Below are 25,761 nucleotides of genomic sequence, written 5' to 3'. Positions count from 1 at the left end.
TCTTGATCCCCTAAATTTGGCGGGAATTCGTTCCTGCCATTTTGCTTTTCTTGCAAGACAATAGCGTCGCAAGACAACAGTGGAGCTAGTAGATGGCAACTATCAACCAGCTGGTACGTCAGCCGCGTAAGCGTATCGTCGAGAAATCCGACGTACCTGCGCTGCAGAACTGCCCGCAACGTCGTGGCGTGTGCACCCGTGTGTACACCACCACGCCGAAAAAACCTAACTCGGCACTGCGTAAAGTATGCCGTGTGCGTCTGACCAACGGTTTCGAGGTTTCCTCGTACATCGGTGGTGAAGGCCACAACCTGCAAGAGCACAGCGTGGTACTGATCCGCGGCGGTCGTGTAAAAGACTTGCCAGGTGTTCGTTACCACACCGTTCGCGGCTCCTTGGATACTTCCGGCGTTAAAGGCCGTAACCAGGGTCGTTCGAAGTACGGTACCAAGCGTCCGAAGTAATCGGCCGTTTTGCAGATTTTTATTTTATTGAGTCGATAAGAGTAAGGTCGGGCACGCATCCTCTGGATCTGTCCCGAGCTAACCTGAAGACCGCTTGAGGGCTTATCATGCCAAGACGTCGCGTAGCAGCAAAGCGTGAGATTCTGGACGATCCGAAATACGGAAGCCAGATCCTCGCCAAATTCATGAACCACGTTATGGAAAGCGGCAAGAAAGCCGTTGCCGAGCGTATCGTTTATGGTGCCCTGGAAACCGTTGCGGCCCGTAAGGCTGGCACCGATCCCCTGGAACTCTTCGAAAAAGCACTCGACGCCATCGCTCCGCTGGTCGAAGTGAAGTCGCGCCGCGTTGGTGGTGCTACTTACCAGGTTCCGGTCGAGGTTCGTCCTTCCCGTCGTAACGCTCTGGCAATGCGCTGGTTGGTAGACTTCGCCCGTAAGCGCGGCGAGAAGTCTATGGCTCTGCGTTTGGCTGGCGAACTGCTGGATGCTGCTGAAGGTAAAGGTGCTGCTGTTAAGAAGCGTGAAGACGTGCACCGTATGGCCGAAGCTAACAAAGCTTTCTCGCACTACCGCTTCTAATTTTAGCTTCACTAATTTTGCGAGGGCTTTATGGCTCGTACTACTCCGATTAGCCGCTACCGTAACATCGGTATCGTCGCTCACGTGGATGCTGGTAAAACCACAACCACCGAGCGCGTGCTGTTTTACACCGGCAAAAGTCACAAAATGGGCGAGGTGCATGATGGCGCCGCGACCACAGACTGGATGGTTCAGGAGCAGGAGCGTGGTATTACCATTACTTCTGCTGCCATTACCGCCTTCTGGAAAGGTTCCGAGAAGCAGTACTCTCACGAGCACCGTTTCAACGTAATCGATACCCCGGGCCACGTTGACTTCACCATTGAAGTTGAGCGTTCCCTGCGCGTACTCGACGGCGCTGTCGTTGTGTTCTGCGGTACTTCGGGTGTTGAGCCGCAGTCGGAAACCGTATGGCGTCAAGCCAACAAATACGGCGTTCCACGTCTTGTTTACGTAAACAAGATGGACCGTGCCGGCGCCAACTTCCTGCGCGTGATCGGTCAGATCAAGCAGCGTCTGGGTCACACTCCGGTGCCGATCCAGTTGGCCATCGGTTCCGAAGACAACTTCCAGGGTCAGATCGATCTGATCAACATGCAAGCTGTCTACTGGAACGACTCTGACAAAGGTATGGTCCCTGTTCGCAAGGATATTCCTGCCGAGCTGCAAGAGCTGGCGGAAGAGTGGCGCAACAACATGGTTGAAGCTGCCGCCGAAGCCAACGAAGAGCTGATGAACAAGTACCTGGAAGGCGAAGAGCTGTCGATCGAAGAGATCAAGGCTGCTTTGCGTCAGCGTACTATCGCCGGCGAAATCGTTCTGGCCGTATGCGGTTCTTCGTTCAAGAACAAGGGCGTTCCCCTGGTTCTCGACGCCGTTATCGACTACCTGCCTGCTCCGACCGACATTCCTGCTATCAAGGGTTCCAACCCTGATAACGAGGAAGAAGAGATGGAGCGTCATGCAGACGACAACGAGCCTTTCGCGGCTCTGGCGTTCAAGATCGCTACCGACCCATTCGTGGGTACTCTGACCTTCGTCCGCGTTTACTCGGGCGTGTTGAACTCCGGCGACGGCGTGATCAACTCGGTCAAAGGCAAGAAAGAGCGCGTGGGTCGTATGGTGCAAATGCACGCAAACGCCCGTGAAGAGATCAAGGAAGTACGCGCTGGTGACATCGCGGCCCTGATCGGCATGAAGGACGTCACCACTGGTGAAACCCTCTGCAACGCTGACAAGCCAATCATCCTGGTTCGCATGGACTTCCCGGAGCCGGTTATTTCGGTTGCCGTAGAGCCTAAGACCAAGGATGACCAGGAAAAAATGGGTATCGCTCTGGGCAAACTTGCTCAGGAAGACCCGTCTTTCCGCGTTAAAACTGATGAAGAGACTGGTCAGACGATCATCTCCGGCATGGGCGAGCTGCACCTGGACATCCTGGTTGACCGGATGCGCCGTGAGTTCAACGTCGAAGCCAACATCGGCAAGCCTCAGGTTTCGTATCGTGAGCGCATCACGAAGAACTGTGAAATCGAAGGCAAGTTCGTTCGTCAGTCCGGTGGTCGCGGCCAGTTCGGTCACTGCTGGATCCGTTTTGCTCCTGCTGACGAAGGTCAGGAAGGTCTGCAATTCGTGAACGAAGTTGTAGGTGGTGTGGTTCCTAAGGAATACATCCCGGCTATCCAGAAGGGTATCGAAGAGCAGATGAAGAACGGCGTTGTTGCCGGCTATCCGCTGATCGGCCTGAAGGCTACCGTGTTCGATGGTTCTTACCACGACGTCGACTCCAACGAGATGGCGTTTAAAGTGGCTGCTTCCATGGCGACCAAGCAACTGGCCCAGAAGGGTGGTGGTGAGTTGCTCGAGCCGATCATGGCGGTAGAGGTTGTTACGCCTGAAGACTATATGGGTGATGTGATGGGCGACCTTAACCGTCGTCGCGGCATGATCCAGGGTATGGAAGACACAGTGTCCGGCAAGGTTATCCGTGCCGAGGTTCCACTGGGTGAGATGTTCGGTTATGCGACCGACGTTCGTTCCATGTCCCAGGGTCGCGCAAGCTACTCTATGGAATTCAAAAAATATGATACGGCTCCGTCGCACATCGTCGAATCCGTAACCAAAAAACAAGGCTGATTCAGCCCCTTTAGGCTAGGAGTTAATTGTCGTGGCTAAAGAAAAATTTGATCGTTCCCTACCGCACGTCAACGTTGGCACCATCGGTCACGTTGACCACGGTAAAACCACTCTGACTGCTGCTCTGACTCGCGTTTGCTCCGAAGTTTTCGGTTCTGCAGTCGTTGACTTCGACAAGATCGACAGCGCACCAGAAGAAAAAGCTCGCGGTATCACCATCAACACCGCGCACGTTGAGTACAACTCGAAGATCCGTCACTACGCTCACGTTGACTGCCCAGGTCACGCTGACTACGTGAAGAACATGATCACCGGTGCTGCTCAGATGGACGGCGCTATCCTGGTTTGCTCGGCCGCTGATGGTCCGATGCCGCAAACCCGTGAGCACATCCTGCTGTCCCGTCAGGTTGGCGTTCCGTACATCGTGGTCTTCCTGAACAAGGCTGACCTGGTAGACGACGCTGAGCTGCTGGAACTGGTTGAGATGGAAGTTCGTGACCTGCTGTCGACTTACGACTTCCCGGGCGACGACACTCCGATCATCATCGGTTCGGCTCGTATGGCGCTGGAAGGCAAAGACGACAACGAGATGGGCACCACTGCCGTCAAGAAACTGGTTGAAACTCTGGATGCCTACATCCCAGAACCAGTTCGTATGATCGACAAGCCATTCCTGATGCCAATCGAAGACGTATTCTCGATCTCGGGTCGCGGTACTGTTGTGACTGGTCGTATCGAGCGCGGTATCGTTCGCGTTCAGGATCCGCTGGAAATCGTTGGTCTGCGTGACACCACCGTTACTACTTGCACCGGTGTTGAAATGTTCCGCAAGCTGCTCGACGAAGGTCGTGCTGGCGAGAACTGCGGCGTTCTGCTGCGTGGTACCAAGCGTGACGACGTTGAGCGTGGCCAGGTTCTGGTCAAGCCAGGTTCGGTCAAGCCGCACACCAAGTTCACCGCAGAAGTTTACGTTCTGAGCAAGGAAGAAGGCGGTCGTCACACTCCGTTCTTCAAAGGCTACCGTCCACAGTTCTACTTCCGTACTACTGACGTGACTGGTAACTGCGAGCTGCCAGAAGGCGTTGAAATGGTAATGCCAGGTGACAACATTCAGATGACTGTTACCCTGATCAAAACCATCGCGATGGAAGACGGTCTGCGTTTCGCTATCCGTGAAGGCGGTCGTACCGTCGGCGCTGGCGTCGTAGCCAAAATCATCGAGTAAGACTTTTAAAGTCAGCTTGATGGATTGAAAAAGCCCCCGCTCAGCGGGGGCTTTTTTATTGGGTTGACACCTATCGGGGGCGTCTATAGAATTGCGCCTCCTTTTAACGGGCGTATTGCGCCCGGTGGGAATAGCAGCCGGAGTCTGAAATCCAATGCAAAATCAGCAAATCCGTATCAGGTTGAAGGCTTTTGACCATCGCCTGATCGACCAATCAACCCAGGAAATCGTGGAAACCGCGAAACGTACTGGTGCTCAAGTGCGTGGTCCAATTCCACTGCCTACCCGTAAAGAGCGGTTCACCGTTCTGGTTTCCCCGCACGTCAACAAAGACGCGCGTGACCAGTACGAGATCCGCACTCATAAGCGTGTTCTGGACATCGTCCAGCCAACGGATAAAACCGTTGACGCGCTGATGAAGCTTGATCTTGCGGCCGGTGTGGAAGTGCAGATCAGCCTCGGCTAAGACTCGGTCTTGGTCGTGTAACGCTCTGAAATGGGCGGCCATAGCGGGTGAAAGCCCCGTACACTCATGAGGTTTACAACATGACTATTGGTGTAGTCGGTCGTAAATGCGGTATGACCCGTATTTTCACCGAAGAAGGTGTCTCCATTCCGGTCACGGTCATTGAGATCGAGCCGAATCGCGTCACCCAGTTCAAAACTGAAGAGACCGATGGCTATCGTGCAGTGCAAGTCACTGTCGGCGAGCGTCGCGCTTCGCGTGTAACAGCAGCTCAGGCTGGCCACTTCGCTAAAGCGAACGTTGCCGCTGGTCGCACCACCATGGAATTCCGCCTTGAAGAAGGCGAGTACCAGGCTGGCGATCTGATCAACGCTGAAATCTTCGCCGCTGGTCAACTGGTTGATGTAACCGGTCAGTCCAAGGGTAAAGGCTTCCAGGGTACGATCAAGCGTTGGAATTTCCGCGGGCAAGATAACACCCACGGTAACTCCGTATCCCACCGCGTCCCAGGCTCTATCGGCCAGTGCCAGACTCCTGGTCGTGTATTCAAGGGCAAAAAAATGTCCGGTCATATGGGCGCTGAGCGCGTGACCGTGCAGTCCCTGGAAGTAGTGCGCGTGGACGCTGAACGCAATCTGTTGTTGGTCAAGGGTGCTGTTCCTGGCGCTACTGGCGGCAACCTGGTTGTACGTCCAGCAGCCAAGGCTCGCGGTTAAGGGGAAGCTGACATGCAATTAAATGTAAATGACGCTCAAGCGATCGAAGTTTCCGAACTGACATTTGGCGGCGAATTCAACGAGACGCTGGTTCACCAAGCAGTCGTGGCCTACATGGCCGGCGGCCGTCAAGGTAGCAAGCAGCAGAAGACCCGTTCCGACGTTCGTGGTGGCGGCAAGCGCCCATGGCGTCAGAAAGGTACTGGCCGTGCTCGTGCCGGTACTATCCGTAGCCCAATCTGGCGTGGCGGCGGTACCACTTTCGCAGCTCGTCCACAGGATCACTCCCAGAAGCTGAACAAGAAGATGTATCGCGCAGCAATGCGTTCCATCCTTGCTGAGCTGGTGCGTACTGATCGTCTGGTCGTGGTTCAGGATTTCGCTGTTGAAACTCCGAAAACCAAAGATCTGCTGGGCAAACTGAACAACATGAGCCTGACCGACGTTCTGATCGTGTCGGACGCTGTTGATCAGAACCTGTACCTGGCTGCTCGCAACCTGCCGCACGTAGATGTACGTGACGTGCAAGGTTCCGATCCAGTTAGTCTGATCGCATACGACAAGGTGTTGATCACCGTGTCGGCCGTGAAGAAATTCGAGGAGCTGCTGGGATGAACCAGGAACGCGTATTTAAAGTTCTGCTTGGCCCGCACGTTTCCGAGAAGGCTACGGTTCTGGCAGACAAGAAAGGCCAGTTCGTTTTCAAGGTTGCTACCGATGCAACCAAGCTGGAAATCAAGAAGGCCGTCGAAAGCCTGTTCAGCGTGAAAGTAGAGCGCGTCACTACCCTGAACGTTCTGGGTAAGAGCAAGCGCACTGCTCGCGGTCTGGGCAAGCGTAATGACTGGAAGAAGGCAGTTATCTCCCTTCAGCCAGGCCAAGATCTCGATTTCAGCAGCAGTGCTGAGTAAGGAAGGGGTGCATCATGGCAATCGTTAAATGCAAACCGACTTCCCCTGGCCGCCGTTTTGTGGTCAAGGTGGTCAACCAGGAGCTGCATAAAGGCGCTCCTCACGCACCGCTGCTCGAGAAAAAATCGAAGTCTGGTGGTCGTAACAACAATGGCCGTATTACCACTCGTCACATCGGTGGTGGTCATAAGCAGCATTACCGTATGGTCGATTTCCGTCGCAACGACAAAGATGGCATCGTCGCCACTGTCGAGCGTATCGAATACGATCCAAACCGTACTGCTCACATCGCACTGCTGTGCTACGCAGACGGCGAGCGCCGCTACATCATCGCGCCTAAAGGCGTGAGTGCTGGCGACCAGCTGATTGCAGGCGCTCTGGCTCCAATCAAGCCAGGCAACGCTCTGCAACTGCGCAACATTCCAGTCGGTTCTACCGTACACGGCATCGAATTGAAGCCAGGTAAAGGTGCACAGATCGCTCGTTCCGCTGGTGCTTCGGCTCAGCTGATCGCTCGTGAAGGTGTCTACGTGACCCTGCGTCTGCGTTCCGGTGAAATGCGTAAAGTCCTGGCTGAATGCCGTGCGACCCTGGGTGAAGTCTCGAACTCCGAGCACAGCCTGCGTTCGCTGGGTAAAGCTGGTGCCAAACGCTGGCGTGGCGTTCGCCCAACCGTTCGTGGTGTTGCCATGAACCCGGTTGACCACCCACATGGTGGTGGTGAAGGTCGTACCTCTGGTGGTCGTCATCCGGTATCGCCATGGGGCTTCCCGACTAAGGGCGCGAAGACTCGTGGTAATAAGCGTACCGACAAAATGATCGTCCGTCGTCGCAAGTAAATAGAGGGATACGACAGTGCCACGTTCTCTGAAAAAAGGTCCTTTTATTGATCTTCACCTACTGAAGAAGATCGAAGTGGCGGCGGAAAAGAACGATCGCAAACCAATTAAAACCTGGTCGCGTCGTTCGATGATCCTGCCACAAATGGTCGGTCTGACCATCGCAGTACACAACGGTCGTCAGCACGTCCCAGTTCTCGTTAACGAAGACATGGTCGGCCACAAACTGGGCGAGTTCGCCGGTACCCGCAACTATCGCGGGCACGTGGCTGACAAGAAAGCCAAGCGTTAAGGGGTAAGGAAATGGAAGTAGCCGCTAAGTTGTCGGGCGCTCGAATCTCCGCCCAGAAAGCCCGCTTGGTCGCCGACCAGATCCGCGGGAAGAAGGTGGGCGAAGCGCTCAACCTGTTGGCTTTCAGCAGTAAGAAAGCCGCCGAGATCATGAAGAAAGTGCTGGAGTCGGCCGTAGCCAACGCCGAGCATAACGAAGGCGCGGACGTTGATGACCTCAAGGTCAGCACCGTTTTCGTCAACGAAGGGCGTTCGCTGAAGCGCATCATGCCACGTGCCAAAGGCCGTGCTGATCGCATCGTCAAGCGGTCTTGCCATATCACTGTCAAGGTTGCTGACAAGTAACGGAGTCGAAGAGATGGGTCAGAAAGTACATCCCATTGGCATTCGCCTGGGAATCGTCAAGGAGCACACCTCCGTCTGGTACGCAGACGGTCGGACTTATGCGGACTACTTGTTCGCAGATCTGAAAGTGCGTGAGTATCTCCAAGACAAACTAAAAAGCGCGTCCGTAAGCCGTATCGATATCCATCGTCCGGCCCAAACTGCACGCATCACCATCCACACCGCTCGTCCAGGTATCGTTATCGGGAAGAAAGGTGAAGATGTTGAGAAACTGCGTCAGGACCTGACCAAGCAAATGGGTGTGCCTGTGCACATCAATATCGAAGAGATCCGCAAGCCGGAGCTCGACGGTATGCTGGTTGCGCAGAGCGTAGCTCAGCAGCTGGAGCGTCGTGTAATGTTCCGTCGCGCTATGAAGCGCGCTGTACAGAACGCCATGCGCATTGGTGCCAAAGGCATCAAAATCCAAGTGAGCGGTCGTCTCGGCGGTGCTGAAATCGCACGTACTGAATGGTATCGCGAAGGTCGTGTGCCACTGCACACCCTGCGTGCCGACATCGACTATGCCAACTACGAAGCTCACACCACTTACGGTGTGATCGGTGTAAAGGTTTGGATCTTCAAAGGCGAAGTTATTGGTGGTCGCCAAGAAGAACTGAAACCACAAGCACCAGCGCCTCGTAAAAAAGCTGCTAAGTAAGGGGTGCGCCAAATGTTGCAACCAAAGCGTACGAAGTTCCGCAAGCAGATGACCGGCCACAACCGTGGTCTGGCACTGCGCGGTAGCAAAGTCAGCTTCGGCGAGTTCGCGCTGAAGTCTGTTGCTCGTGGTCGTCTCACCGCTCGTCAGATCGAGTCAGCGCGTCGTGCTCTGACCCGTCACGTAAAACGTGGCGGCAAGATCTGGATCCGTGTATTCCCGGACAAGCCGATCTCCAAGAAACCTCTCGAGGTTCGTATGGGTAAAGGTAAGGGTAACGTGGAGTACTGGGTTGCCCAGATTCAGCCAGGCAAAGTCCTGTATGAAATCGAGGGTGTTTCTGAAGAGCTGGCGCGTGAGGCTTTCGCCCTGGCTGCTGCAAAGCTGCCGCTCGCCACCTCCTTTGTTAAACGGACGGTGATGTGATGAAAGCGAATGAACTTCGTGAAAAATCCGCACAGCAGCTGAACGAGCAACTGCTCGGCTTGCTGCGCGACCAGTTCAATCTGCGTATGCAGAAAGCAACTGGCCAGTTGGGGCAGTCTCATCTGCTCTCGCAAGTTAAGCGTGACATCGCTCGCGTGAAGACTGTGCTCAACCAGCAGGCAGGTAAGTGATCATGGCTGAAGCCGAAAAAACTGTCCGTACGCTGACTGGCCGTGTTGTCAGCGACAAGATGGACAAAACCATCACCGTTCTGATCGAGCGTCGCGTAAAGCACCCGATCTACGGTAAATACGTTAAGCGTTCGACTAAGCTGCACGCGCACGACGAAACCAATCAGTGCCACATCGGCGACAAAGTCACTATTCGTGAAACTCGTCCGATGGCCAAGACCAAGTCTTGGGCGCTGGTTGATGTTCTCGAACGCGCTGTGGAAGTCTAAGGGCTAGGGGTCGGAGAAATTATATGATTCAGACTCAATCCATGCTCGATGTGGCCGATAACAGCGGCGCTCGCCGTGTTATGTGCATCAAGGTGCTGGGTGGCTCCCATCGTCGTTACGCTGGTATCGGTGACATCATCAAAGTTACCGTGAAGGAAGCAATTCCTCGCGGTAAAGTGAAAAAAGGCCAAGTGATGACTGCTGTTGTAGTCCGCACTCGTCACGGCGTACGTCGTGCTGATGGCTCCATTATCCGCTTTGATGGCAACGCTGCTGTTCTTCTGAACAACAAGCAAGAGCCGATCGGCACCCGTATCTTTGGGCCAGTGACCCGTGAGCTTCGTACTGAGAAGTTCATGAAGATCGTCTCGCTCGCCCCAGAAGTGCTGTAAGGAGATCCGACATGCAAAAGATTCGTCGTGACGACGAGATCATCGTGATCGCCGGCAAAGACAAAGGTAAGCGCGGTAAGGTGCTGAAGGTTCTTGCTGACAACCGTCTGGTTGTTGGTGGTCTGAACCTGGTCAAGCGTCATACCAAGCCTAACCCGATGTCGGGCGTACAGGGCGGTATCGTCGAGAAAGAAGCGCCACTGCACGCTTCCAACGTCGCCATCTTCAACGGCGAAACCAACAAGGCTGACCGCGTTGGTTTCAAAGTAGAAGACGGTAAGAAAATTCGTGTCTTCAAGTCGACCCAAAAAGCGGTTGATGCTTGAACACTGCTAGGTAGAAGACCATGGCACGACTAAAAGAGATTTACCGGAAGGAAATCGCTCCGAAACTTAAGGAAGAACTTAAGCTTTCGAACGTGATGGAAGTTCCGCGCGTTACCAAAATCACCCTGAACATGGGTCTGGGCGAAGCGATCGGCGACAAAAAAGTCATCGAGCACGCTGTTGCTGACCTGGAAAAGATCACCGGCCAGAAAGTCGTTGTGACCTACGCTCGTAAATCCATCGCTGGCTTCAAAGTCCGCGAAGGATGGCCGATCGGCGTCAAAGTGACCCTGCGCCGTGAGCGTATGTACGAGTTCCTGGATCGTCTGCTGTCGATCTCCCTGCCTCGGGTTCGCGACTTCCGCGGCCTGAATGCCAAGTCCTTCGATGGTCGTGGCAACTACAGCATGGGCGTGAAAGAGCAGATCATTTTCCCGGAAATCGACTACGACAAGATCGATGCTCTCCGCGGTCTGGACATTACCCTGACCACCACTGCCAAGAACGATGATGAAGGCCGCGCTCTGCTGCGTGCTTTCAAATTCCCGTTCCGCAACTGATTGGAGTAGGAAAATGGCCAAGAAGAGCATGAAGAACCGTGAGCTGAAGCGTCAGCTCACCGTTGCCAAGTACGCCACCAAGCGTGCAGCGCTGAAAGCTATCATCGTCGATCTGAACGCAAGTCCAGAAGCGCGTTGGGAAGCTACCGTAGCTCTGCAGAAGCAACCACGTGACGCTAGCGCTTCGCGCATGCGTAACCGTTGCCGCCTGACTGGTCGTCCGCACGGCGTGTACCGCAAGTTCGGCCTCGGCCGTAACATGCTGCGTCAAGCTGCAATGCGTGGTGACGTGCCAGGTCTGGTTAAAGCCAGCTGGTAATTGTTGTCAAAGTCTCGATGTTCGGGTTCGCAAGAACCTGACCATCGGTGGCCTTGAATCTGAATCAAGCCCCTTTTGGGGCTTGATTCATTTCTGGGGTGTGTCTAGAATGACCGGCTCGCCTGAGCCCGTGTTTTTCTGCCCGGAAGTTCTCGGCGACAAGTAGTAGCCGCAAGGCTAATTTTTTTGTATTAGGAGCGTCTAGCCCATGAGTATGCAGGACCCGTTAGCGGACATGCTAACTCGAATCCGTAATGCCCAGATGGCTGAAAAGTCTGTCGTAAGCATGCCGTCTTCCACGTTGAAGGCTGCTGTAGCAAAAGTCCTGAAGGACGAAGGTTACATCGCGGATTTTCAGATCACCACCGACGCCAAGCCGTCGCTGTCCATCTCGCTGAAGTACTTCGAAGGCCGTCCGGTTATCGAAGAAGTGAAGCGCGTTAGTCGTCCAGGCCTGCGTCAGTACAAGTCCGTTGAAGATCTGCCGAAAGTTCGTGGCGGTCTTGGCGTGTCTATCGTCTCCACCAACAAAGGTGTGATGACTGATCGTGCTGCGCGCGCTGCCGGTGTCGGCGGCGAAGTTCTTTGCACTGTGTTCTAAGGGGGGATAAGCATGTCTCGCGTCGCTAAGAACCCCGTTAAGCTGCCAGCCGGTGTCGAAGTCAAATTCGCAGGCCAACAGCTTTCGGTGAAGGGTGCCAAGGGCACTCTTGAACTGAACATCCATTCGTCCGTTGAGATCGTTGAAGAAGCTGGTGAGCTGCGTTTCGCTGCTCGCAATGGCGATCAACAAACTCGCGCAATGGCCGGTACCACGCGTGCGTTGGTAAACAACATGGTCCAAGGCGTAAGCCAAGGCTTCGAGCGTAAGCTCCAGCTGGTCGGTGTTGGTTACAAAGCGCAAGCAAAAGGTCAGGTTCTGAACCTGGCTCTTGGCTTCTCGCACCCAGTGGATTACGAACTGCCGGAAGGCATCACCGCTGAGACTCCTAGCCAGACCGATATCCTGATCAAGGGCATCGACAAGCAGCTGGTAGGTCAAGTGGCCGCCGAGATCCGCGACTTCCGTCCACCAGAGCCGTACAAAGGCAAAGGTGTGCGCTACGCGGACGAAGTCGTCCGTCGTAAAGAAGCCAAGAAGAAGTAGGGCATAGCAAATGACCGACAAAAAAGTTACTCGACTGCGTCGCGCTCGCAAAGCACGCCTGAAAATGCACGAACTCGAAGTCGTGCGTCTCTGCGTGTTCCGCTCGTCGCAGCACATCTACGCCCAGGTCATCTCGGCCGACGGCAACAAAGTCCTGGCAAGTGCCTCGACTTTGGATAAAGAACTGCGTGATGGTGCCACTGGCAACATCGACGCGGCCACAAAGGTTGGCCAGCTGGTCGCTACGCGTGCTAAGGCCGCTGGCGTATCGCAAGTGGCTTTCGACCGCTCTGGCTTCAAGTACCATGGCCGCGTTAAAGCGCTGGCTGATGCTGCTCGTGAAGCTGGGCTGGAGTTCTAAGTTATGTCAAATAACGACCAAAAGCGCGACGAAGGCTACATCGAGAAGCTGGTTCAAGTTAACCGCGTAGCCAAAACCGTTAAAGGCGGCCGTATCTTCACTTTCACCGCGTTGACCGTGGTTGGTGATGGTAAAGGGCGTGTTGGCTTCGGCCGTGGCAAGTCGCGTGAAGTGCCTGCTGCGATCCAGAAGGCAATGGAAGCTGCTCGCCGCAACATGATTCAAGTTGACCTGAACGGCACCACTCTGCAGTACGCAATGAAGTCCGCTCACGGCGCTTCGAAGGTGTACATGCAGCCTGCTTCTGAAGGTACCGGTATCATCGCTGGCGGCGCTATGCGTGCTGTCCTCGAAGTTGCTGGCGTTCAGAACGTTCTGGCCAAGTGCTACGGCTCGACTAACCCGGTAAACGTGGTTCACGCCACTTTCAAGGGTCTGAAGGCTATGCAGTCTCCTGAGTCCATCGCTGCCAAGCGTGGCCTGCGTGTTGAGGAGATCAAGTAATCATGGCTACCGTTAAAGTTACGCTGATCAAAAGCATGACCGGCCGCATCCCTAACCACAAACTGTGCGTTAAGGGTCTGGGTCTGCGTCGCATCGGTCACACTGTAGAAGTCCAGGATACTCCCGAGAATCGCGGGATGATCAACAAGGCTTACTACATGCTGCGTGTCGAGGGTTAATCGATGAAACTCAATGATCTGAGTCCAGCGCCGGGTTCCCGTCGCGAAAAGCATCGTCCGGGCCGTGGTATCGGTAGTGGTTTGGGCAAGACTGGTGGCCGTGGTCACAAAGGTCAGACCTCCCGCTCCGGTGGCACCATCGCTCCAGGCTTTGAAGGCGGTCAACAGCCGCTGCATCGTCGTCTGCCTAAGTTCGGTTTCGTTTCCCTGAAAGCCATGGATCGCGCAGAAGTGCGTTTGTCCGAGCTGGCCAAAGTGGAAGGCGACATCGTTACTGTGCAGTCCCTGAAAGATGCCAACGTGATCAACGTCAACGTACAGCGTGTGAAAATCATGCTGTCCGGTGAAGTGACTCGCGCTGTCACTATCGGCAAGGGAATCGGCGCCACCAAAGGTGCGCGTGCGGCTATCGAAGCAGCTGGCGGCAAGTTCGAGGAATAAATGGCTAAGCAAGGTGCTCTCTCTGCGCTCGGCAAAGGCGGTATGTCTGAACTCTGGGCTCGTCTGCGTTTTCTGTTCCTGGCGATTATCGTCTACCGAATAGGCGCACACATCCCGGTTCCAGGTATCAACCCGGACCGACTCGCAGACCTGTTTCGACAGAATGAGGGGACCATTCTTAGCTTGTTCAACATGTTCTCCGGCGGCGCGCTGGAACGGATGAGCATTTTTGCACTGGGGATCATGCCGTACATTTCGGCATCGATCATCATGCAACTGATGACCGCCGTCAGCCCGCAGCTGGAGCAGTTGAAGAAGGAAGGTGAAGCTGGCCGTCGCAAGATTAGCCAGTACACCCGCTACCTCACCGTCGCTCTCGCTCTGGTCCAGGCTATTGGCATGTCCATTGGTCTGGCGGGGCAGGGCGTCGCGTTCACTGGTGACTTTGGCTTCCATTTCGTCGCGGTAACCACATTTGTGGCTGGTGCGATGTTCATGATGTGGCTGGGTGAGCAGATTACTGAGCGTGGTGTTGGCAACGGTATCTCGATGTTGATTTTTTCGGGTATCGTCGCCGGTCTTCCGAGAGCAATCGGGCAGTCTTTCGAGTCTGCGCGTCAGGGCGATATCAACATCTTCGCCCTGGTTGCCATCGGTTTGCTGGCAGTAGCGATTATCGGTTTCGTGGTGTTCATTGAGCGTGGTCAGCGTCGTATCGCTGTTCACTACGCCAAGCGTCAGCAGGGCCGCAAGGTTTTTGCTGCGCAGACAAGCCACTTGCCGCTGAAGGTGAACATGGCCGGTGTTATTCCGGCTATTTTCGCGAGCAGCATTTTGCTGTTCCCGGCTTCGTTGGGTGCCTGGTTCGGTCAGTCTGAAGGTATGGGCTGGTTGCAGGACATCTCGCAGTCGATCGCTCCTGGTCAGCCGTTGAATATTCTGCTGTTTAGTGCAGGGATTATTTTCTTCTGCTTCTTCTATACGGCGTTGATGTTCAATCCGAAAGACGTAGCGGAAAACCTGAAGAAGTCCGGTGCCTTTATTCCGGGCATTCGTCCAGGTGAGCAGTCTGCGCGCTATATTGATGGCGTTCTGACCCGCTTGACCCTGTTCGGTGCTCTTTACATGACGGCCGTGTGCCTGTTGCCCCAATTCCTGGTGGTTGCAGCAAACGTTCCGTTCTACCTTGGCGGGACCTCGTTGCTGATCGTGGTCGTGGTTGTGATGGACTTCATGTCCCAAGTACAATCGCACCTCGTTTCGCACCAGTATGAATCCCTGATGAAGAAAGCCAACCTGAAGGGTTACGGCAGCGGCATGTTGCGCTGAGTACCCATAAGGTTCGAGGAGTTGGTGATGAAAGTTCGTGCATCGGTGAAAAAGCTGTGCCGTAACTGCAAGATTATTCGCCGCGAAGGTGTTGTTCGAGTAATTTGCAGCGCGGAACCGCGTCACAAACAGCGCCAAGGCTGAGTGTGATTGTGCTTCAAGCCCGGTAGCTAGTGCGCTACCGGGTTGATTATTTGTTATTACAGCGATATTATCTCGCGCCCTATTTCTTGGCTTCCGGGGCGTAGGTAGCTGTCAATTGGAGTCCCACTGAATGGCCCGTATTGCAGGCGTTAACATTCCAGATAACAAGCATACTGTTATCTCGCTGACCTACATCTATGGTGTTGGTCGCACTACTGCGCAGAAGATCTGTGCAGTGACTGGGGTAAACCCAGCAGCAAAGATCAAAGATCTGAGCGACGAGCAAATTGAACAGCTGCGTGGCGAAGTGGCGAAGTTCACCACTGAAGGTGACCTGCGTCGCGAAATCAACATGAAAATCAAGCGCTTGATGGACCTCGGTTGCTATCGCGGTCTGCGTCATCGTCGTGGTCTGCCAGTACGCGGTCAGCGTACCAAGACCAACGCGCGTACCCGTAAAGGTCCGCGTAAGCCGATCCGCAAGTAATCGCCCCAGCGAATCGACAGGAATTTAATCATGGCAAAACCTGCTGCTCGTCCTCGTAAAAAAGTTAAAAAGACAGTGGTTGATGGCATCGCCCACATCCATGCATCTTTTAACAACACCATCGTGACCATTACCGACCGTCAAGGTAACGCTCTTTCCTGGGCTACCTCCGGTGGTTCGGGTTTCCGCGGTTCCCGCAAGTCCACCCCGTTCGCTGCTCAAGTAGCTGCTGAACGTGCTGGTCAAGCTGCGCTGGAATACGGCCTGAAAAACCTCGACGTCAACGTCAAGGGTCCAGGTCCAGGTCGTGAATCCGCAGTCCGCGCTTTGAACGGCTGTGGCTACAAGATCGCCAGCATCACCGACGTGACGCCAATCCCGCACAACGGGTGCCGTCCGCCGAAGAAGCGCCGCGTGTAATCCAGGAGATTGTAAAGAATGGCTCGTTACATTGGTCCAAAATGCAAACTCGCTCGTCGCGAAGGCACCGATCTCTTCCTGAAGAGCGGCGTGCGCGCGATCGAATCGAAGTGCAACATTGAAGCAGCACCTGGTATCCACGGCCAGCGCCGCGGTCGCCAGTCCGACTACGGCACCCAACTGCGTGAAAAGCAGAAGGTCCGTCGTATCTACGGCGTTCTCGAGCGTCAGTTCAGCGGCTACTACAAAGAAGCTGCTGGCAAGAAAGGTGCAACCGGTGAAAACCTGCTGCAACTGCTCGAATGCCGTCTGGACAACGTTGTATACCGTATGGGCTTTGGTTCGACTCGTGCCGAATCCCGTCAACTGGTATCGCACAAGTCGATCAGCGTTAACGGTCAGACCGTAAACGTTCCGTCGTATCAGGTTCGTGCTGGTGACGTGGTTGCAGTTCGCGAGAAAGCAAAAAACCAGCTTCGCATTGTCCAAGCTCTCGATCTGTGTGCCCAACGTGGCCGCGTAGAATGGGTAGAAGTAGACACTGAGAAGAAGTCGGGCGTTTTCAAGAACGTTCCTGCTCGCAGTGATCTGTCCGCCGACATCAACGAAAGCCTGATTGTCGAGCTCTACTCCAAGTAAGGGCTAGAAAATAGGTGCATCCATGCAGATTTCGGTAAATGAGTTCCTGACACCCCGCCACATTGATGTGCAGGTTGTCAGTCCAACCCGCGCCAAGATCACTCTCGAGCCTCTCGAGCGTGGTTTTGGCCACACCCTGGGCAACGCGCTGCGCCGCATCCTGTTGTCCTCAATGCCCGGCTGCGCAGTAGTCGAGGCCGAGATTGACGGTGTGCTCCACGAGTACAGCGCCATCGAAGGTGTACAGGAAGACGTAATTGAAATCCTGTTGAACCTTAAAGGTCTGGCCATCAAGCTGCACGGTCGTGACGAAGTTACGCTGACCTTGTCGAAGAAGGGTTCGGGGGTGGTTACCGCTGCCGATATTCAGCTGGATCATGATGTCGAGATCGTTAATCCCGATCACGTAATCGCTAACCTGGCGTCTAACGGCGCCCTGAACATGAAGCTCACCGTAGCTCGTGGTCGTGGTTATGAACCAGCCGACTCGCGTCAGAGCGATGAAGACGAAAGCCGCAGCATCGGTCGCTTGCAGCTCGACTCTTCGTTCAGCCCGGTTCGCCGTATCGCTTACGTGGTGGAAAACGCCCGTGTCGAACAGCGTACCAACCTCGACAAGCTGGTTATTGATCTGGAAACCAACGGTACCCTGGATCCTGAAGAGGCTATCCGTCGCGCTGCAACCATCCTGCAACAGCAGCTGGCTGCGTTCGTCGACCTCAAAGGTGAAAGTGAGCCGCTGGTTGTCGAGCAGGAAGACGAGATCGATCCGATCCTGCTTCGCCCGGTTGACGATCTGGAACTGACTGTACGTTCGGCTAACTGCCTTAAGGCGGAAAACATCTACTACATCGGCGACCTGATTCAGCGTACCGAAGTAGAGCTGTTGAAGACTCCGAACCTGGGCAAGAAATCCTTGACTGAAATCAAGGACGTTCTGGCCTCCCGCGGTCTGTCCCTCGGCATGCGCCTCGACAACTGGCCGCCTGCAAGTCTTAAGAAGGACGACAAGGCGACTGCCTGATCGTCGTAATCACCGAACGTAGTGTTTGGTAAGGAATGAACCATGCGTCATCGTAAAAGTGGTCGTCACCTGAGCCGCACCAGCTCGCACCGCAAGGCCATGTTCCAAAACATGGCGGTGTCGCTGTTCGAGCACGAGCTGATCAAAACTACTCTGCCAAAAGCCAAAGAACTGCGCCGCGTTGCCGAGCCGCTGATCACTCTGGCCAAGACAGACAGCCTGGCTAACCGCCGTCTGGCTTTCGACCGTACTCGTTCGAAAGCTATCGTTGGTAAGCTCTTCAACGACCTGGGCAAGCGTTACGCTACCCGTGAGGGTGGCTACCTGCGCATCCTCAAGTGCGGTTTCCGCGCTGGCGACAACGCGCCTATGGCGTACGTCGAGTTGGTTGATCGTGCTACTGCTGGCGAAGCTGTATCCGCCGAGTAAGACGTCAGTCTGAAACAAAGAACCGGGCCTAGTGCCCGGTTTTTTGTGTCTGTAAGAAATGCGCCGTCCATACAAGTTTCTGACATGGCTGAACTGCCACTATGTGCCGGGAAAACATAATTAGTAATTATCTATCGATGCTTGCAGGTTAATGAATTTGTAGCTGTAACGTCGATGATCAATACTTCCCGCCAAGCCCACTAGCCGGCAGTTCAAGACTGACAGAGGAAGAAGACCGCATGAGCCAGACCAAGACGCTTACAACCGCCAGTGGCGCGCCAGTCGCTGATAACCAGAATTCCCGTTCCGCCGGCCCACGCGGTCCGCTGCTTCTCGACGATTTCCATCTCATCGAAAAACTCGCGCACTTCAACCGTGAAAACATTCCTGAGCGCCGTGTCCACGCTAAAGGCTCGGGCGCCTACGGCACGTTCACCGTTACCCGTGACATCACTGAATACACCAGTGCGAAGTTGTTCGAGACGGTAGGCAAACAAACGCCAACCTTTCTGCGCTTTTCCACCGTAGGTGGCGAGCGTGGTTCGGCCGACACCGAGCGCGATCCGCGCGGCTTCGCCTTGAAGTTCTACACCGAGGAAGGCAACTGGGACATCGTTGGCAACAACACGCCAGTGTTCTTCATCCGTGATCCGTTGAAGTTTCCTGACTTTATCCATACGCAAAAACGTCTGCCGCAAAGCAACCTGAAAAGCGCGCAGATGATGTGGGATTTCTGGTCGCATTCGCCTGAAGCGTTGCACCAAGTCACCATCCTGTTTTCTGATCGTGGCATCCCTGACGGCTATCGCCACATGCACGGCTTCGGCAGCCACACCTACAGCCTGATCAACGCCAAAGGCGAGCGTCACTGGGTGAAGTGGCACTACAAGACCCGGCAGGGCATCAAGAACCTGGCGCCGGCCGAGGCCGCCCGTTTGGCCGGTACCGACCCGGACTATGCGCAGCGTGACCTGTTCGAGGCTATCGAGCGCGGCGAATTCCCGAAATGGCGCGTGTGCATTCAGATCATGACCGAAGCGCAAGCGGCGGCTCATTACGAGAATCCGTTCGACGTGACCAAAACCTGGTCGCAGAAGGAGTTTCCGTTGATCGAAGTTGGTGAGCTGGAATTGAACCGCAACCCGCTTAACTACTTCGCTGAAGTCGAACAGGCTGCATTTGGCCCGAGCAACATGGTGCCAGGCGTCGGTCTGTCGCCAGACCGCATGCTGCAAGGTCGCGTATTCGCCTACGCTGACGCACACCGCTATCGCGTAGGTACCAATCACCAGCAATTGCCGGTGAACGCCCCGCGCAGCCCGGTGAATACTTATCAACGTGACGGCTCCATGGCGTTCGGCAGCAACGGCGGCGCGACGCCTAACTATGAACCGAACAGCTACGTTGAGTCGCCGAAGCAAGCGCCGCATTACGCGGAGCCAGCGCTGGCCTTGAGCGGTGCCGCTGATCGCTATGATCACCGCGAAGACACCGACTACTACAGCCATGCCGGTGCCTTGTTCCGCTTGATGAGCGACGAGCAAAAAGCGCTGCTGGTCAGCAACATCGCCGGTGCGATGGCGGGTGTTTCCAGCGACGTCGTCGATCGTCAGTTGCAGCATTTCTACAAAGCCGATCCGGCGTATGGAGAAGCAATCGCAAAGCTGCTCAACTGACAGCTTAACGTAGTCTAAACGAGAAGCAGAACCGCCCTCATTTGGGCGGTTTTTGCGTTATTTGGCCTGCTTTTCTCAGAATATCTTCGCTTTTATTGCGCGAAGCGAGTGACCTTCCGGTCAGGTTGGTTCAAACTACAGACTTTCAGGAAGGGAGATGTAGGGCGATGCAAGGCCACCCAGATGTAATCGATTACCTCAATACGTTGCTGACCGGCGAACTGGCCGCGCGTGACCAATATTTCGTTCATTCGCGGATGTATGAGGACTGGGGGTTCACCAAGCTCTACGAGCGCATCAACCACGAGATGGAAGAAGAAGCCGGCCACGCCGATGCGTTGATGCGGCGGATTCTGATGCTCGAAGGCACGCCGCGCATGCGTCCGGACGATCTGGATGTCGGCACCACGGTGCCTACGATGCTCGAAGCGGATCTGCGCCTCGAATACAAAGTCCGCGCTGCGCTGTGCAAAGGCATCGAACTTTGCGAGCAACACAAGGACTATGTCAGCCGCGAAATTCTGCGGGTTCAGCTCAACGACACCGAAGAAGATCACACCTACTGGCTGGAAAAGCAGCTGGGCCTGATCAAGCTGATCGGTCTCGAGAACTACCTGCAATCCCACGCGTCCTGATTGCACGGCTACAAAAAAGCCCCTGTCACTTCAACGGTGACAGGGGCTTTTTCATGCCTGGCAGTTAAGCCCGATCGCGGATCAGCAGTGGCTTGAGGTAATGGCCGGTGTGAGATTGCTTCATCTCGGCGACTTCCTCCGGCGTACCGGTGGCAATGATCTGCCCGCCCTTGGAACCGCCTTCAGGACCGAGGTCCACCAGCCAGTCAGCGGTCTTGATCACATCGAGGTTGTGCTCGATGACCACCACGGTGTTGCCGTGGTCGCGCAGACGATGCAGAACATCAAGCAATTGCTGGATATCGGCGAAGTGCAGACCGGTGGTTGGCTCGTCGAGGATGTACAGGGTCTTGCCGGTATCGCGTTTGGACAGCTCGCGCGACAACTTGACCCGCTGTGCTTCACCGCCGGACAGGGTCGTCGCCGACTGCCCGAGCTTGATGTAGGACAGGCCGACATCCATCAGCGTTTGCAGCTTGCGCGCCAGTGCCGGCACCGCATCGAAGAATTCCCGTGCTTCCTCGATGGTCATTTCGAGGGTTTCGTGGATGCTCTTGCCCTTGTACTTGATTTCAAGGGTTTCGCGGTTGTAGCGCTTGCTCTTGCACACATCGCAGGGCACGTAGATGTCCGGCAGGAAGTGCATTTCCACCTTGATCAGGCCATCGCCCTGGCACGCTTCGCAGCGACCGCCCTTGACGTTGAACGAGAAGCGCCCTGGGCCGTAACCCCGGGAGCGCGACTCGGGCACGCCGGCAAACAGTTCGCGGATCGGCGTGAACAGCCCGGTGTAGGTCGCCGGGTTGGAGCGCGGCGTACGGCCGATCGGGCTCTGGTCGATGTCGACGACTTTGTCGAGATGTTCCAGACCTTTGATGCTGTCATGCGCAGCCGCTTCAAGCGTGGTCGCGCCATTCAGTGCCGTGGCGCTGAGCGGGAACAGCGTGTTGTTGATCAGTGTCGATTTGCCCGAACCGGATACGCCTGTCACGCAAGTCAGCAGGCCGATCGGGATGTCCAGATCGACGTTGCGCAGGTTGTTGCCACGCGCACCTTTGAGCGACAGGTTGAGCTTCTTGTTGCGCGGCGTGCGTTTGGCCGGCACTTCGATCTTCACCCGGCCGGACAGGTATTTGCCGGTCAGCGAATCCGGGTGTGCCATGACTTCGTCCGGCGTGCCCTCGGCAACGATCTGCCCGCCGTGCACACCGGCGCCCGGGCCGATATCGACGACATAGTCAGCCAGACGAATCGCGTCTTCATCATGCTCGACCACGATCACCGTATTGCCAATATCGCGCAAATGCTTGAGCGTACCGAGCAGCCGATCGTTGTCGCGCTGATGCAGGCCAATGGATGGTTCATCGAGGATATACAGCACGCCGACCAGGCCCGCGCCAATCTGGCTGGCCAGACGAATCCGTTGCGCCTCGCCACCGGACAATGTGTCGGCACTGCGATCCAGCGACAGATAGTCGAGGCCGACGTTGACCAGGAATTGCAGGCGCTCGCGGATTTCCTTGAGGATCTTGTCGGCGATCTCGCCGCGGCGACCGGTCATCTTCAGCGCGCCGAAATATTCGCAGGCATCGCCGATCGGCAAATTGGTCACTGCCGGCAAGGTTTTCTCGCCGACCCAGACGTGCCGCGCTTCACGGCGCAGACGCGTGCCACGGCAATCCGGGCAGGCCTGATGGCTGAGGAATTTGGCCAGCTCTTCGCGCACGCTCGCCGATTCGGTTTCGCGATAGCGACGCTCAAGATTCGGCACGATGCCTTCGAACGGGTGCGAGCGTTTGACGATGTCGCCACGGTCGTTCAGGTATTTGAAGTCGACGTTCTGCGAGCCGCTGCCATGCAGGATGAACTTCTGCTGCTCGGCACTCAGCTCGTTGAAGGGCTTGTCCAGGCTGAACTTGTAGTGCGAGGCGAGTGAGCCAAGCATCTGGAAGTAATAGACGTTGCGCCGGTCCCAGCCACGGATCGCGCCCTCGGCCAGGGTCAGCTCGCCATTGACCAGACGCTTGATGTCGAAGAACTGCTTCACACCTAGGCCATCACAGGTCGGGCAGGCGCCGGCCGGGTTGTTGAAGGAAAACAGCTTGGGCTCCAGTTCGCTGATTGCGTGGCCGCAGATCGGGCAGGCGAAGCGTGCGGAGAAGATCATTTCTTCGCCCGGCTCGTCGTCCATCGGCGCCACCAGGGCAATGCCGTCGGCGAGTTTCAGCGCGGTCTCGAAAGACTCGGCCAGACGTTGCTGCAGATCGGCGCGGACCTTGAAGCGGTCAACGATCACATCGATCGAATGCTTCTTCTGTTTATCCAGCTTCGGCAGCTCGTCGAGCTCGCAAATGCGTCCGTTGACCCGGGCGCGGACGAAACCCTGCGCACGCAATTCTTCGAAGACCGACAGGTGTTCGCCTTTGCGTTCGCGGATCACCGGTGCCAGCAACATCAGTTTGCTGCCTTCCGGCTGCGCCAGCACCAGATCGACCATCTGGCTGACGGTCTGCGCCTCCAGTGGAATGTCGTGATCCGGGCAACGCGGCGTACCCACGCGGGCATAGAGCAAGCGCAAGTAGTCGTAGATTTCGGTGATGGTGCCGACCGTCGAACGCGGGTTGTGCGAGGTCGACTTCTGTTCGATGGAGATCGCCGGCGACAGGCCTTCGATGGTGTCGACGTCGGGTTTTTCCATCATCGACAGGAACTGCCGGGCGTAGGCCGACAGCGATTCGACATAGCGGCGCTGACCTTCGGCATACAGCGTGTCGAACGCCAGGGACGACTTGCCGGATCCGGACAGGCCGGTGATGACGATCAGTTTGTCCCGTGGCAGGGTCAGGTCGATGTTCTTCAGGTTGTGGGTACGGGCCCCACGTATCAGGATCTTGTCCAAAGTGGCCTCGCTTGGCGGGCGTCGAAAACGTAGGAGTATACGGGCAAATACTGGATGGATGCACACTATCAAACGAAGGGCGTTTTGCCGTTCATGAAGAGAGTTTCATCTATACGCGTCATAGCGTCGCGATATACCCCGTCTTCCGATGGGACTGGTAGAATCGCCGCCGGTTCACACGAGGTTTTTCCATGCACGATCCCCACAGCGAACGCATGAGTGGCAGCGAGACCCGCGCGGCGAGCGGTCTGGCCCTGGTGTTCGCCTTTCGTATGCTTGGCATGTTCATGGTGTTGCCGGTGCTGGCGACCTATGGCATGGATCTGGCGGGAGCGACCCCGGCCCTGATCGGGCTGGCGATTGGCGCTTACGGTCTGACCCAGGCAATTTTCCAGATTCCGTTCGGGATCATTTCCGACCGCATCGGTCGCCGGCCGGTGATCTACCTCGGCCTGATCGTGTTCGCTCTCGGCAGTGTTCTGGCTTCGCAGGCCGATTCGATCTGGGGCGTGATCGCCGGGCGGATCCTGCAAGGCGCCGGGGCGATTTCCGCAGCGGTGATGGCGCTGCTTTCCGATCTGACTCGCGAGCAGCATCGGACCAAAGCCATGGCGATGATCGGCATGACCATCGGCCTGTCGTTCGCCGTGGCCATGGTGGTCGGGCCGTTACTGACCAGTGCGTTCGGGCTGTCCGGGCTGTTCCTCGCCACTGGCGCCATGGCGCTGGTCGGCATCCTGATCATCATGTTCATGGTGCCGCAATCCACCGGGCCGTTGCAGCACCGTGAGTCCGGCGTGGCCCGACAGGCACTGATGCCGACGCTCAAACACCCGGACCTGCTGCGCCTGGATCTGGGCATCTTTGTGTTACATGCCATGTTGATGTCGAGCTTCGTCGCCTTGCCGCTGGCACTGGTGGAAAAAGCCGGTTTGCCCAAGGAACAGCACTGGTGGGTCTACCTCACCGCGTTGCTGATTTCGTTCTTCGCCATGATCCCGTTCATTATCTACGGCGAGAAGAAACGCAAAATGAAACGAGTTTTGCTCGGCGCCGTCATGACATTGATGCTGACTGAACTATTCTTCTGGCAGTTCGGCGACAGCCTGCGTGCTCTGGTGATCGGCACGGTGGTGTTTTTCACCGCGTTCAATCTGCTCGAGGCATCGTTGCCGTCGCTGATCAGCAAGGTTTCACCGGCAGGCGGCAAGGGCACGGCCATGGGCGTGTACTCCACCAGCCAGTTCCTCGGTTCGGCACTCGGCGGGATACTCGGCGGCTGGTTGTTCCAGCATGGCGGTCTGTCGGTTGTGTTCCTCGGATGCGCCGCGCTGGCTGCACTTTGGCTGGCCTTTGCTGTTACCATGCGCGAACCTCCCTACGTGACGAGCCTGCGCTTGCCGTTGTCGCCCGAAGCGATCCGCGAAGCGGGTCTGGTCGAGCGCCTCAAGGCCCTGGTAGGGGTAACAGATGCAGTGATAGTCGCCGAAGAGGCGGCTGTTTACATCAAACTGGACAAAGAATTAGTGGATCGCACCACCCTCGAACGCCTGGTCAACAACCCGGCCGGGGCTGCGTGCGACGCTTAGGAGAACGTTATGGCCCGTGGGGTTAACAAAGTCATATTGGTCGGCACTTGCGGCCAGGATCCCGAAGTTCGCTACCTGCCTAACGGTAATGCCGTGACCAACCTGAGTCTGGCCACCAGCGAACAATGGACCGACAAGCAGACCGGTCAGAAGGTCGAGAAGACCGAGTGGCACCGTGTGTCGATGTTCGGCAAGGTTGCCGAGATCGCCGGTGAATACCTGCGCAAGGGTTCGCAGGTCTACATCGAAGGCAAACTGCAGACCCGCGAGTGGGAAAAGGACGGCATCAAGCGTTACACCACTGAAATCGTGGTCGACATGCAAGGCACCATGCAACTGCTCGGCGGCCGTCCACAACAGGGCGACCAGCAAGGCGGCGGCAACAACTACCAGCAGCAGGCGCCACGTCAGCAGGCTCCACGCCCGCAGCAGTCGGCTCCACAGCAGCGTTCGGCTCCGCAAGCACCGCAGCAGGCCGCACCGCAACCGGCTCCGGATTTTGACAGCTTCGATGACGATATTCCGTTCTGATTTGCCGCTGTAACCGCTTTGAATGAAAAAGGCCCGTCGCTTAAACGACGGGCCTTTTTTGTTCAGGAAATTCCTGGCTACTCACAATCTCCTGTGGGAGCGAGCCTGCTCGCGAATGCGTCAGATCAGTCGATGCACCTGTAACTGACAGGACGCTTTCGCGAGCAGGC

37 protein-coding genes are annotated in these 25,761 nt (G+C 56.0%); 36 read left to right on the top strand and 1 reads right to left on the bottom strand.

Annotated features, from left to right (window positions below; all coding sequences use genetic code 11):
* The first annotated feature begins 92 nt into the window (after positions 1–92).
* The 34 genes from rpsL (at position 93) to bfr (ending at position 20,572) form a co-directional block, all read left to right on the top strand.
* Entirely contained in the window at positions 93–464 is a 372-nt protein-coding gene (gene rpsL, locus BXA01_RS13040) for a 30S ribosomal protein S12 (RefSeq protein WP_003186084.1), read from the top strand.
* Between the two features lie 107 nt (positions 465–571).
* Positions 572–1,045 (top strand): 30S ribosomal protein S7, encoded by a 474-nt coding sequence (gene rpsG / locus BXA01_RS13035; protein WP_016772941.1) that lies wholly within the window; start codon positions 572–574, stop codon positions 1,043–1,045.
* 30 nt (positions 1,046–1,075) lie between these two features.
* Positions 1,076–3,181, top strand: a complete 2,106-nt coding sequence (gene fusA, locus BXA01_RS13030; protein ID WP_016772942.1) for an elongation factor G — start codon at positions 1,076–1,078, stop codon at positions 3,179–3,181.
* A 31-nt stretch (positions 3,182–3,212) separates the two neighbouring features.
* Positions 3,213–4,406 carry an elongation factor Tu gene (gene tuf / locus BXA01_RS13025; RefSeq protein ID WP_076564322.1) on the top strand — a complete coding sequence of 398 codons (1,194 nt, stop codon included), beginning with the start codon at positions 3,213–3,215 and terminating at the stop codon, positions 4,404–4,406.
* Positions 4,407–4,560: 154 nt separating this feature from the next.
* A complete protein-coding gene (rpsJ, locus tag BXA01_RS13020) occupies positions 4,561–4,872 on the top strand; it encodes a 30S ribosomal protein S10 (protein ID WP_003186070.1) in 312 nt (103 codons plus the stop codon).
* Between the two features lie 80 nt (positions 4,873–4,952).
* The gene (gene rplC / locus BXA01_RS13015; protein ID WP_003228738.1) at positions 4,953–5,588 is read left to right on the top strand and encodes a 50S ribosomal protein L3; all 636 of its coding nucleotides are present in this window, start codon (positions 4,953–4,955) and stop codon (positions 5,586–5,588) included.
* 12 nt (positions 5,589–5,600) lie between these two features.
* On the top strand, positions 5,601–6,203 hold the full coding sequence (rplD, locus tag BXA01_RS13010; RefSeq protein ID WP_003228735.1) for a 50S ribosomal protein L4: 603 nt from the start codon (positions 5,601–5,603) through the stop codon (positions 6,201–6,203).
* A complete protein-coding gene (gene rplW, locus BXA01_RS13005; RefSeq protein ID WP_002555488.1) occupies positions 6,200–6,499 on the top strand; it encodes a 50S ribosomal protein L23 in 300 nt (99 codons plus the stop codon). The genes rplD and rplW overlap by 4 nt, the downstream gene beginning before the upstream one ends.
* Before the next feature lie 14 nt (positions 6,500–6,513).
* Entirely contained in the window at positions 6,514–7,338 is an 825-nt protein-coding gene (rplB, locus tag BXA01_RS13000; protein WP_016772943.1) for a 50S ribosomal protein L2, read from the top strand.
* 16 nt (positions 7,339–7,354) lie between these two features.
* Positions 7,355–7,630, top strand: coding sequence for a 30S ribosomal protein S19 (rpsS, locus tag BXA01_RS12995; RefSeq protein WP_011336172.1), 276 nt, complete (start codon positions 7,355–7,357; stop codon positions 7,628–7,630).
* An 11-nt stretch (positions 7,631–7,641) separates the two neighbouring features.
* Positions 7,642–7,974 (top strand): 50S ribosomal protein L22, encoded by a 333-nt coding sequence (rplV, locus tag BXA01_RS12990; RefSeq protein WP_003103908.1) that lies wholly within the window; start codon positions 7,642–7,644, stop codon positions 7,972–7,974.
* A gap of 13 nt (positions 7,975–7,987) precedes the next feature.
* Positions 7,988–8,674 (top strand): 30S ribosomal protein S3, encoded by a 687-nt coding sequence (gene rpsC, locus BXA01_RS12985; RefSeq protein ID WP_003176422.1) that lies wholly within the window; start codon positions 7,988–7,990, stop codon positions 8,672–8,674.
* 12 nt (positions 8,675–8,686) lie between these two features.
* The gene (gene rplP, locus BXA01_RS12980) at positions 8,687–9,100 is read left to right on the top strand and encodes a 50S ribosomal protein L16 (protein WP_003228729.1); all 414 of its coding nucleotides are present in this window, start codon (positions 8,687–8,689) and stop codon (positions 9,098–9,100) included.
* Complete coding sequence (gene rpmC, locus BXA01_RS12975; protein WP_002555481.1) at positions 9,100–9,291, top strand: 50S ribosomal protein L29; 192 nt, start codon at positions 9,100–9,102, stop codon at positions 9,289–9,291. Before rplP ends, rpmC begins: the two co-directional genes overlap by 1 nt.
* Positions 9,292–9,293: 2 nt before the next feature.
* Complete coding sequence (gene rpsQ, locus BXA01_RS12970) at positions 9,294–9,560, top strand: 30S ribosomal protein S17 (protein WP_003194644.1); 267 nt, start codon at positions 9,294–9,296, stop codon at positions 9,558–9,560.
* A gap of 23 nt (positions 9,561–9,583) precedes the next feature.
* Positions 9,584–9,952 carry a 50S ribosomal protein L14 gene (gene rplN, locus BXA01_RS12965; RefSeq protein ID WP_002555479.1) on the top strand — a complete coding sequence of 123 codons (369 nt, stop codon included), beginning with the start codon at positions 9,584–9,586 and terminating at the stop codon, positions 9,950–9,952.
* Between the two features lie 11 nt (positions 9,953–9,963).
* The gene (gene rplX, locus BXA01_RS12960) at positions 9,964–10,278 is read left to right on the top strand and encodes a 50S ribosomal protein L24 (protein WP_003186046.1); all 315 of its coding nucleotides are present in this window, start codon (positions 9,964–9,966) and stop codon (positions 10,276–10,278) included.
* Positions 10,279–10,298: 20 nt separating this feature from the next.
* Complete coding sequence (gene rplE / locus BXA01_RS12955) at positions 10,299–10,838, top strand: 50S ribosomal protein L5 (RefSeq protein WP_003210069.1); 540 nt, start codon at positions 10,299–10,301, stop codon at positions 10,836–10,838.
* Positions 10,839–10,851: 13 nt separating this feature from the next.
* Entirely contained in the window at positions 10,852–11,157 is a 306-nt protein-coding gene (gene rpsN, locus BXA01_RS12950; protein ID WP_003186042.1) for a 30S ribosomal protein S14, read from the top strand.
* A 208-nt stretch (positions 11,158–11,365) separates the two neighbouring features.
* Positions 11,366–11,758, top strand: a complete 393-nt coding sequence (gene rpsH / locus BXA01_RS12945; RefSeq protein ID WP_016772944.1) for a 30S ribosomal protein S8 — start codon at positions 11,366–11,368, stop codon at positions 11,756–11,758.
* A 12-nt stretch (positions 11,759–11,770) separates the two neighbouring features.
* Positions 11,771–12,304: a 50S ribosomal protein L6 gene (gene rplF / locus BXA01_RS12940; protein ID WP_003228722.1), complete on the top strand. Its 534-nt coding sequence runs from the start codon at positions 11,771–11,773 to the stop codon at positions 12,302–12,304.
* 10 nt (positions 12,305–12,314) lie between these two features.
* Positions 12,315–12,665, top strand: a complete 351-nt coding sequence (rplR, locus tag BXA01_RS12935) for a 50S ribosomal protein L18 (protein ID WP_003186037.1) — start codon at positions 12,315–12,317, stop codon at positions 12,663–12,665.
* A gap of 3 nt (positions 12,666–12,668) precedes the next feature.
* The gene (rpsE, locus tag BXA01_RS12930; RefSeq protein ID WP_007955637.1) at positions 12,669–13,169 is read left to right on the top strand and encodes a 30S ribosomal protein S5; all 501 of its coding nucleotides are present in this window, start codon (positions 12,669–12,671) and stop codon (positions 13,167–13,169) included.
* Between the two features lie 2 nt (positions 13,170–13,171).
* Positions 13,172–13,348, top strand: coding sequence for a 50S ribosomal protein L30 (rpmD, locus tag BXA01_RS12925; protein WP_003176408.1), 177 nt, complete (start codon positions 13,172–13,174; stop codon positions 13,346–13,348).
* Between the two features lie 3 nt (positions 13,349–13,351).
* Positions 13,352–13,789 (top strand): 50S ribosomal protein L15, encoded by a 438-nt coding sequence (gene rplO, locus BXA01_RS12920; RefSeq protein WP_003228720.1) that lies wholly within the window; start codon positions 13,352–13,354, stop codon positions 13,787–13,789.
* The gene (secY, locus tag BXA01_RS12915) at positions 13,790–15,118 is read left to right on the top strand and encodes a preprotein translocase subunit SecY (protein ID WP_016772945.1); all 1,329 of its coding nucleotides are present in this window, start codon (positions 13,790–13,792) and stop codon (positions 15,116–15,118) included.
* A 27-nt stretch (positions 15,119–15,145) separates the two neighbouring features.
* The gene (gene rpmJ, locus BXA01_RS12910; RefSeq protein WP_002555468.1) at positions 15,146–15,262 is read left to right on the top strand and encodes a 50S ribosomal protein L36; all 117 of its coding nucleotides are present in this window, start codon (positions 15,146–15,148) and stop codon (positions 15,260–15,262) included.
* Positions 15,263–15,392: 130 nt separating this feature from the next.
* Positions 15,393–15,749, top strand: a complete 357-nt coding sequence (rpsM, locus tag BXA01_RS12905; protein WP_003186020.1) for a 30S ribosomal protein S13 — start codon at positions 15,393–15,395, stop codon at positions 15,747–15,749.
* Between the two features lie 30 nt (positions 15,750–15,779).
* On the top strand, positions 15,780–16,169 hold the full coding sequence (gene rpsK, locus BXA01_RS12900; RefSeq protein WP_002555466.1) for a 30S ribosomal protein S11: 390 nt from the start codon (positions 15,780–15,782) through the stop codon (positions 16,167–16,169).
* An 18-nt stretch (positions 16,170–16,187) separates the two neighbouring features.
* The gene (gene rpsD / locus BXA01_RS12895) at positions 16,188–16,808 is read left to right on the top strand and encodes a 30S ribosomal protein S4 (RefSeq protein WP_003176404.1); all 621 of its coding nucleotides are present in this window, start codon (positions 16,188–16,190) and stop codon (positions 16,806–16,808) included.
* A gap of 22 nt (positions 16,809–16,830) precedes the next feature.
* Positions 16,831–17,832: a DNA-directed RNA polymerase subunit alpha gene (locus BXA01_RS12890; protein ID WP_016772946.1), complete on the top strand. Its 1,002-nt coding sequence runs from the start codon at positions 16,831–16,833 to the stop codon at positions 17,830–17,832.
* A gap of 42 nt (positions 17,833–17,874) precedes the next feature.
* Positions 17,875–18,261, top strand: a complete 387-nt coding sequence (gene rplQ, locus BXA01_RS12885) for a 50S ribosomal protein L17 (protein WP_003176402.1) — start codon at positions 17,875–17,877, stop codon at positions 18,259–18,261.
* Between the two features lie 239 nt (positions 18,262–18,500).
* A complete protein-coding gene (locus BXA01_RS12880; RefSeq protein ID WP_076564321.1) occupies positions 18,501–19,937 on the top strand; it encodes a catalase in 1,437 nt (478 codons plus the stop codon).
* A gap of 167 nt (positions 19,938–20,104) precedes the next feature.
* Positions 20,105–20,572, top strand: a complete 468-nt coding sequence (bfr, locus tag BXA01_RS12875) for a bacterioferritin (protein WP_016772947.1) — start codon at positions 20,105–20,107, stop codon at positions 20,570–20,572.
* A gap of 64 nt (positions 20,573–20,636) precedes the next feature.
* On the opposite strand, the gene uvrA is transcribed toward bfr, so the two are convergent.
* Positions 20,637–23,471, bottom strand: coding sequence for an excinuclease ABC subunit UvrA (uvrA, locus tag BXA01_RS12870; RefSeq protein WP_041477664.1), 2,835 nt, complete (start codon positions 23,469–23,471; stop codon positions 20,637–20,639).
* Between the two features lie 191 nt (positions 23,472–23,662).
* Here uvrA and BXA01_RS12865 point away from each other — a divergent pair, with 191 nt between their 5' ends.
* Positions 23,663–25,060 (top strand): MFS transporter, encoded by a 1,398-nt coding sequence (locus BXA01_RS12865; protein WP_041477665.1) that lies wholly within the window; start codon positions 23,663–23,665, stop codon positions 25,058–25,060.
* A 9-nt stretch (positions 25,061–25,069) separates the two neighbouring features.
* Positions 25,070–25,591: a single-stranded DNA-binding protein gene (locus tag BXA01_RS12860; protein ID WP_041477666.1), complete on the top strand. Its 522-nt coding sequence runs from the start codon at positions 25,070–25,072 to the stop codon at positions 25,589–25,591.
* The last annotated feature ends 170 nt before the right edge of the window (positions 25,592–25,761 follow it).

Source organism: Pseudomonas sp. B10 (assembly GCF_900156235.1).
Lineage (GTDB): Bacteria > Pseudomonadota > Gammaproteobacteria > Pseudomonadales > Pseudomonadaceae > Aquipseudomonas > Aquipseudomonas siliginis.
This window is presented reverse-complemented; position numbering and strand designations above follow the sequence as displayed.

Coding starts and splice junctions, on each gene's coding strand:
- rpsK (WP_002555466.1), top strand. CDS start 15,780: ATGGCAAAACCTGCTGCTCGTCCTCGTAAAAAAGTTAAAAAGACAGTG.
- BXA01_RS12880 (WP_076564321.1), top strand. CDS start 18,501: ATGAGCCAGACCAAGACGCTTACAACCGCCAGTGGCGCGCCAGTCGCT.
- rpsM (WP_003186020.1), top strand. CDS start 15,393: ATGGCCCGTATTGCAGGCGTTAACATTCCAGATAACAAGCATACTGTT.
- BXA01_RS12865 (WP_041477665.1), top strand. CDS start 23,663: ATGCACGATCCCCACAGCGAACGCATGAGTGGCAGCGAGACCCGCGCG.
- rpsE (WP_007955637.1), top strand. CDS start 12,669: ATGTCAAATAACGACCAAAAGCGCGACGAAGGCTACATCGAGAAGCTG.
- rplN (WP_002555479.1), top strand. CDS start 9,584: ATGATTCAGACTCAATCCATGCTCGATGTGGCCGATAACAGCGGCGCT.
- rplE (WP_003210069.1), top strand. CDS start 10,299: ATGGCACGACTAAAAGAGATTTACCGGAAGGAAATCGCTCCGAAACTT.
- rpsQ (WP_003194644.1), top strand. CDS start 9,294: ATGGCTGAAGCCGAAAAAACTGTCCGTACGCTGACTGGCCGTGTTGTC.
- rpsL (WP_003186084.1), top strand. CDS start 93: ATGGCAACTATCAACCAGCTGGTACGTCAGCCGCGTAAGCGTATCGTC.
- rplO (WP_003228720.1), top strand. CDS start 13,352: ATGAAACTCAATGATCTGAGTCCAGCGCCGGGTTCCCGTCGCGAAAAG.
- rplV (WP_003103908.1), top strand. CDS start 7,642: ATGGAAGTAGCCGCTAAGTTGTCGGGCGCTCGAATCTCCGCCCAGAAA.
- rpsD (WP_003176404.1), top strand. CDS start 16,188: ATGGCTCGTTACATTGGTCCAAAATGCAAACTCGCTCGTCGCGAAGGC.
- rpmC (WP_002555481.1), top strand. CDS start 9,100: ATGAAAGCGAATGAACTTCGTGAAAAATCCGCACAGCAGCTGAACGAG.
- rpmJ (WP_002555468.1), top strand. CDS start 15,146: ATGAAAGTTCGTGCATCGGTGAAAAAGCTGTGCCGTAACTGCAAGATT.
- rpsJ (WP_003186070.1), top strand. CDS start 4,561: ATGCAAAATCAGCAAATCCGTATCAGGTTGAAGGCTTTTGACCATCGC.
- rpsC (WP_003176422.1), top strand. CDS start 7,988: ATGGGTCAGAAAGTACATCCCATTGGCATTCGCCTGGGAATCGTCAAG.
- secY (WP_016772945.1), top strand. CDS start 13,790: ATGGCTAAGCAAGGTGCTCTCTCTGCGCTCGGCAAAGGCGGTATGTCT.
- rplC (WP_003228738.1), top strand. CDS start 4,953: ATGACTATTGGTGTAGTCGGTCGTAAATGCGGTATGACCCGTATTTTC.
- rpmD (WP_003176408.1), top strand. CDS start 13,172: ATGGCTACCGTTAAAGTTACGCTGATCAAAAGCATGACCGGCCGCATC.
- rplQ (WP_003176402.1), top strand. CDS start 17,875: ATGCGTCATCGTAAAAGTGGTCGTCACCTGAGCCGCACCAGCTCGCAC.
- rplW (WP_002555488.1), top strand. CDS start 6,200: ATGAACCAGGAACGCGTATTTAAAGTTCTGCTTGGCCCGCACGTTTCC.
- BXA01_RS12860 (WP_041477666.1), top strand. CDS start 25,070: ATGGCCCGTGGGGTTAACAAAGTCATATTGGTCGGCACTTGCGGCCAG.
- rpsH (WP_016772944.1), top strand. CDS start 11,366: ATGAGTATGCAGGACCCGTTAGCGGACATGCTAACTCGAATCCGTAAT.
- fusA (WP_016772942.1), top strand. CDS start 1,076: ATGGCTCGTACTACTCCGATTAGCCGCTACCGTAACATCGGTATCGTC.
- bfr (WP_016772947.1), top strand. CDS start 20,105: ATGCAAGGCCACCCAGATGTAATCGATTACCTCAATACGTTGCTGACC.
- rpsG (WP_016772941.1), top strand. CDS start 572: ATGCCAAGACGTCGCGTAGCAGCAAAGCGTGAGATTCTGGACGATCCG.
- rplX (WP_003186046.1), top strand. CDS start 9,964: ATGCAAAAGATTCGTCGTGACGACGAGATCATCGTGATCGCCGGCAAA.
- rplB (WP_016772943.1), top strand. CDS start 6,514: ATGGCAATCGTTAAATGCAAACCGACTTCCCCTGGCCGCCGTTTTGTG.
- rplF (WP_003228722.1), top strand. CDS start 11,771: ATGTCTCGCGTCGCTAAGAACCCCGTTAAGCTGCCAGCCGGTGTCGAA.
- BXA01_RS12890 (WP_016772946.1), top strand. CDS start 16,831: ATGCAGATTTCGGTAAATGAGTTCCTGACACCCCGCCACATTGATGTG.
- rplR (WP_003186037.1), top strand. CDS start 12,315: ATGACCGACAAAAAAGTTACTCGACTGCGTCGCGCTCGCAAAGCACGC.
- rpsN (WP_003186042.1), top strand. CDS start 10,852: ATGGCCAAGAAGAGCATGAAGAACCGTGAGCTGAAGCGTCAGCTCACC.
- rplD (WP_003228735.1), top strand. CDS start 5,601: ATGCAATTAAATGTAAATGACGCTCAAGCGATCGAAGTTTCCGAACTG.
- rplP (WP_003228729.1), top strand. CDS start 8,687: ATGTTGCAACCAAAGCGTACGAAGTTCCGCAAGCAGATGACCGGCCAC.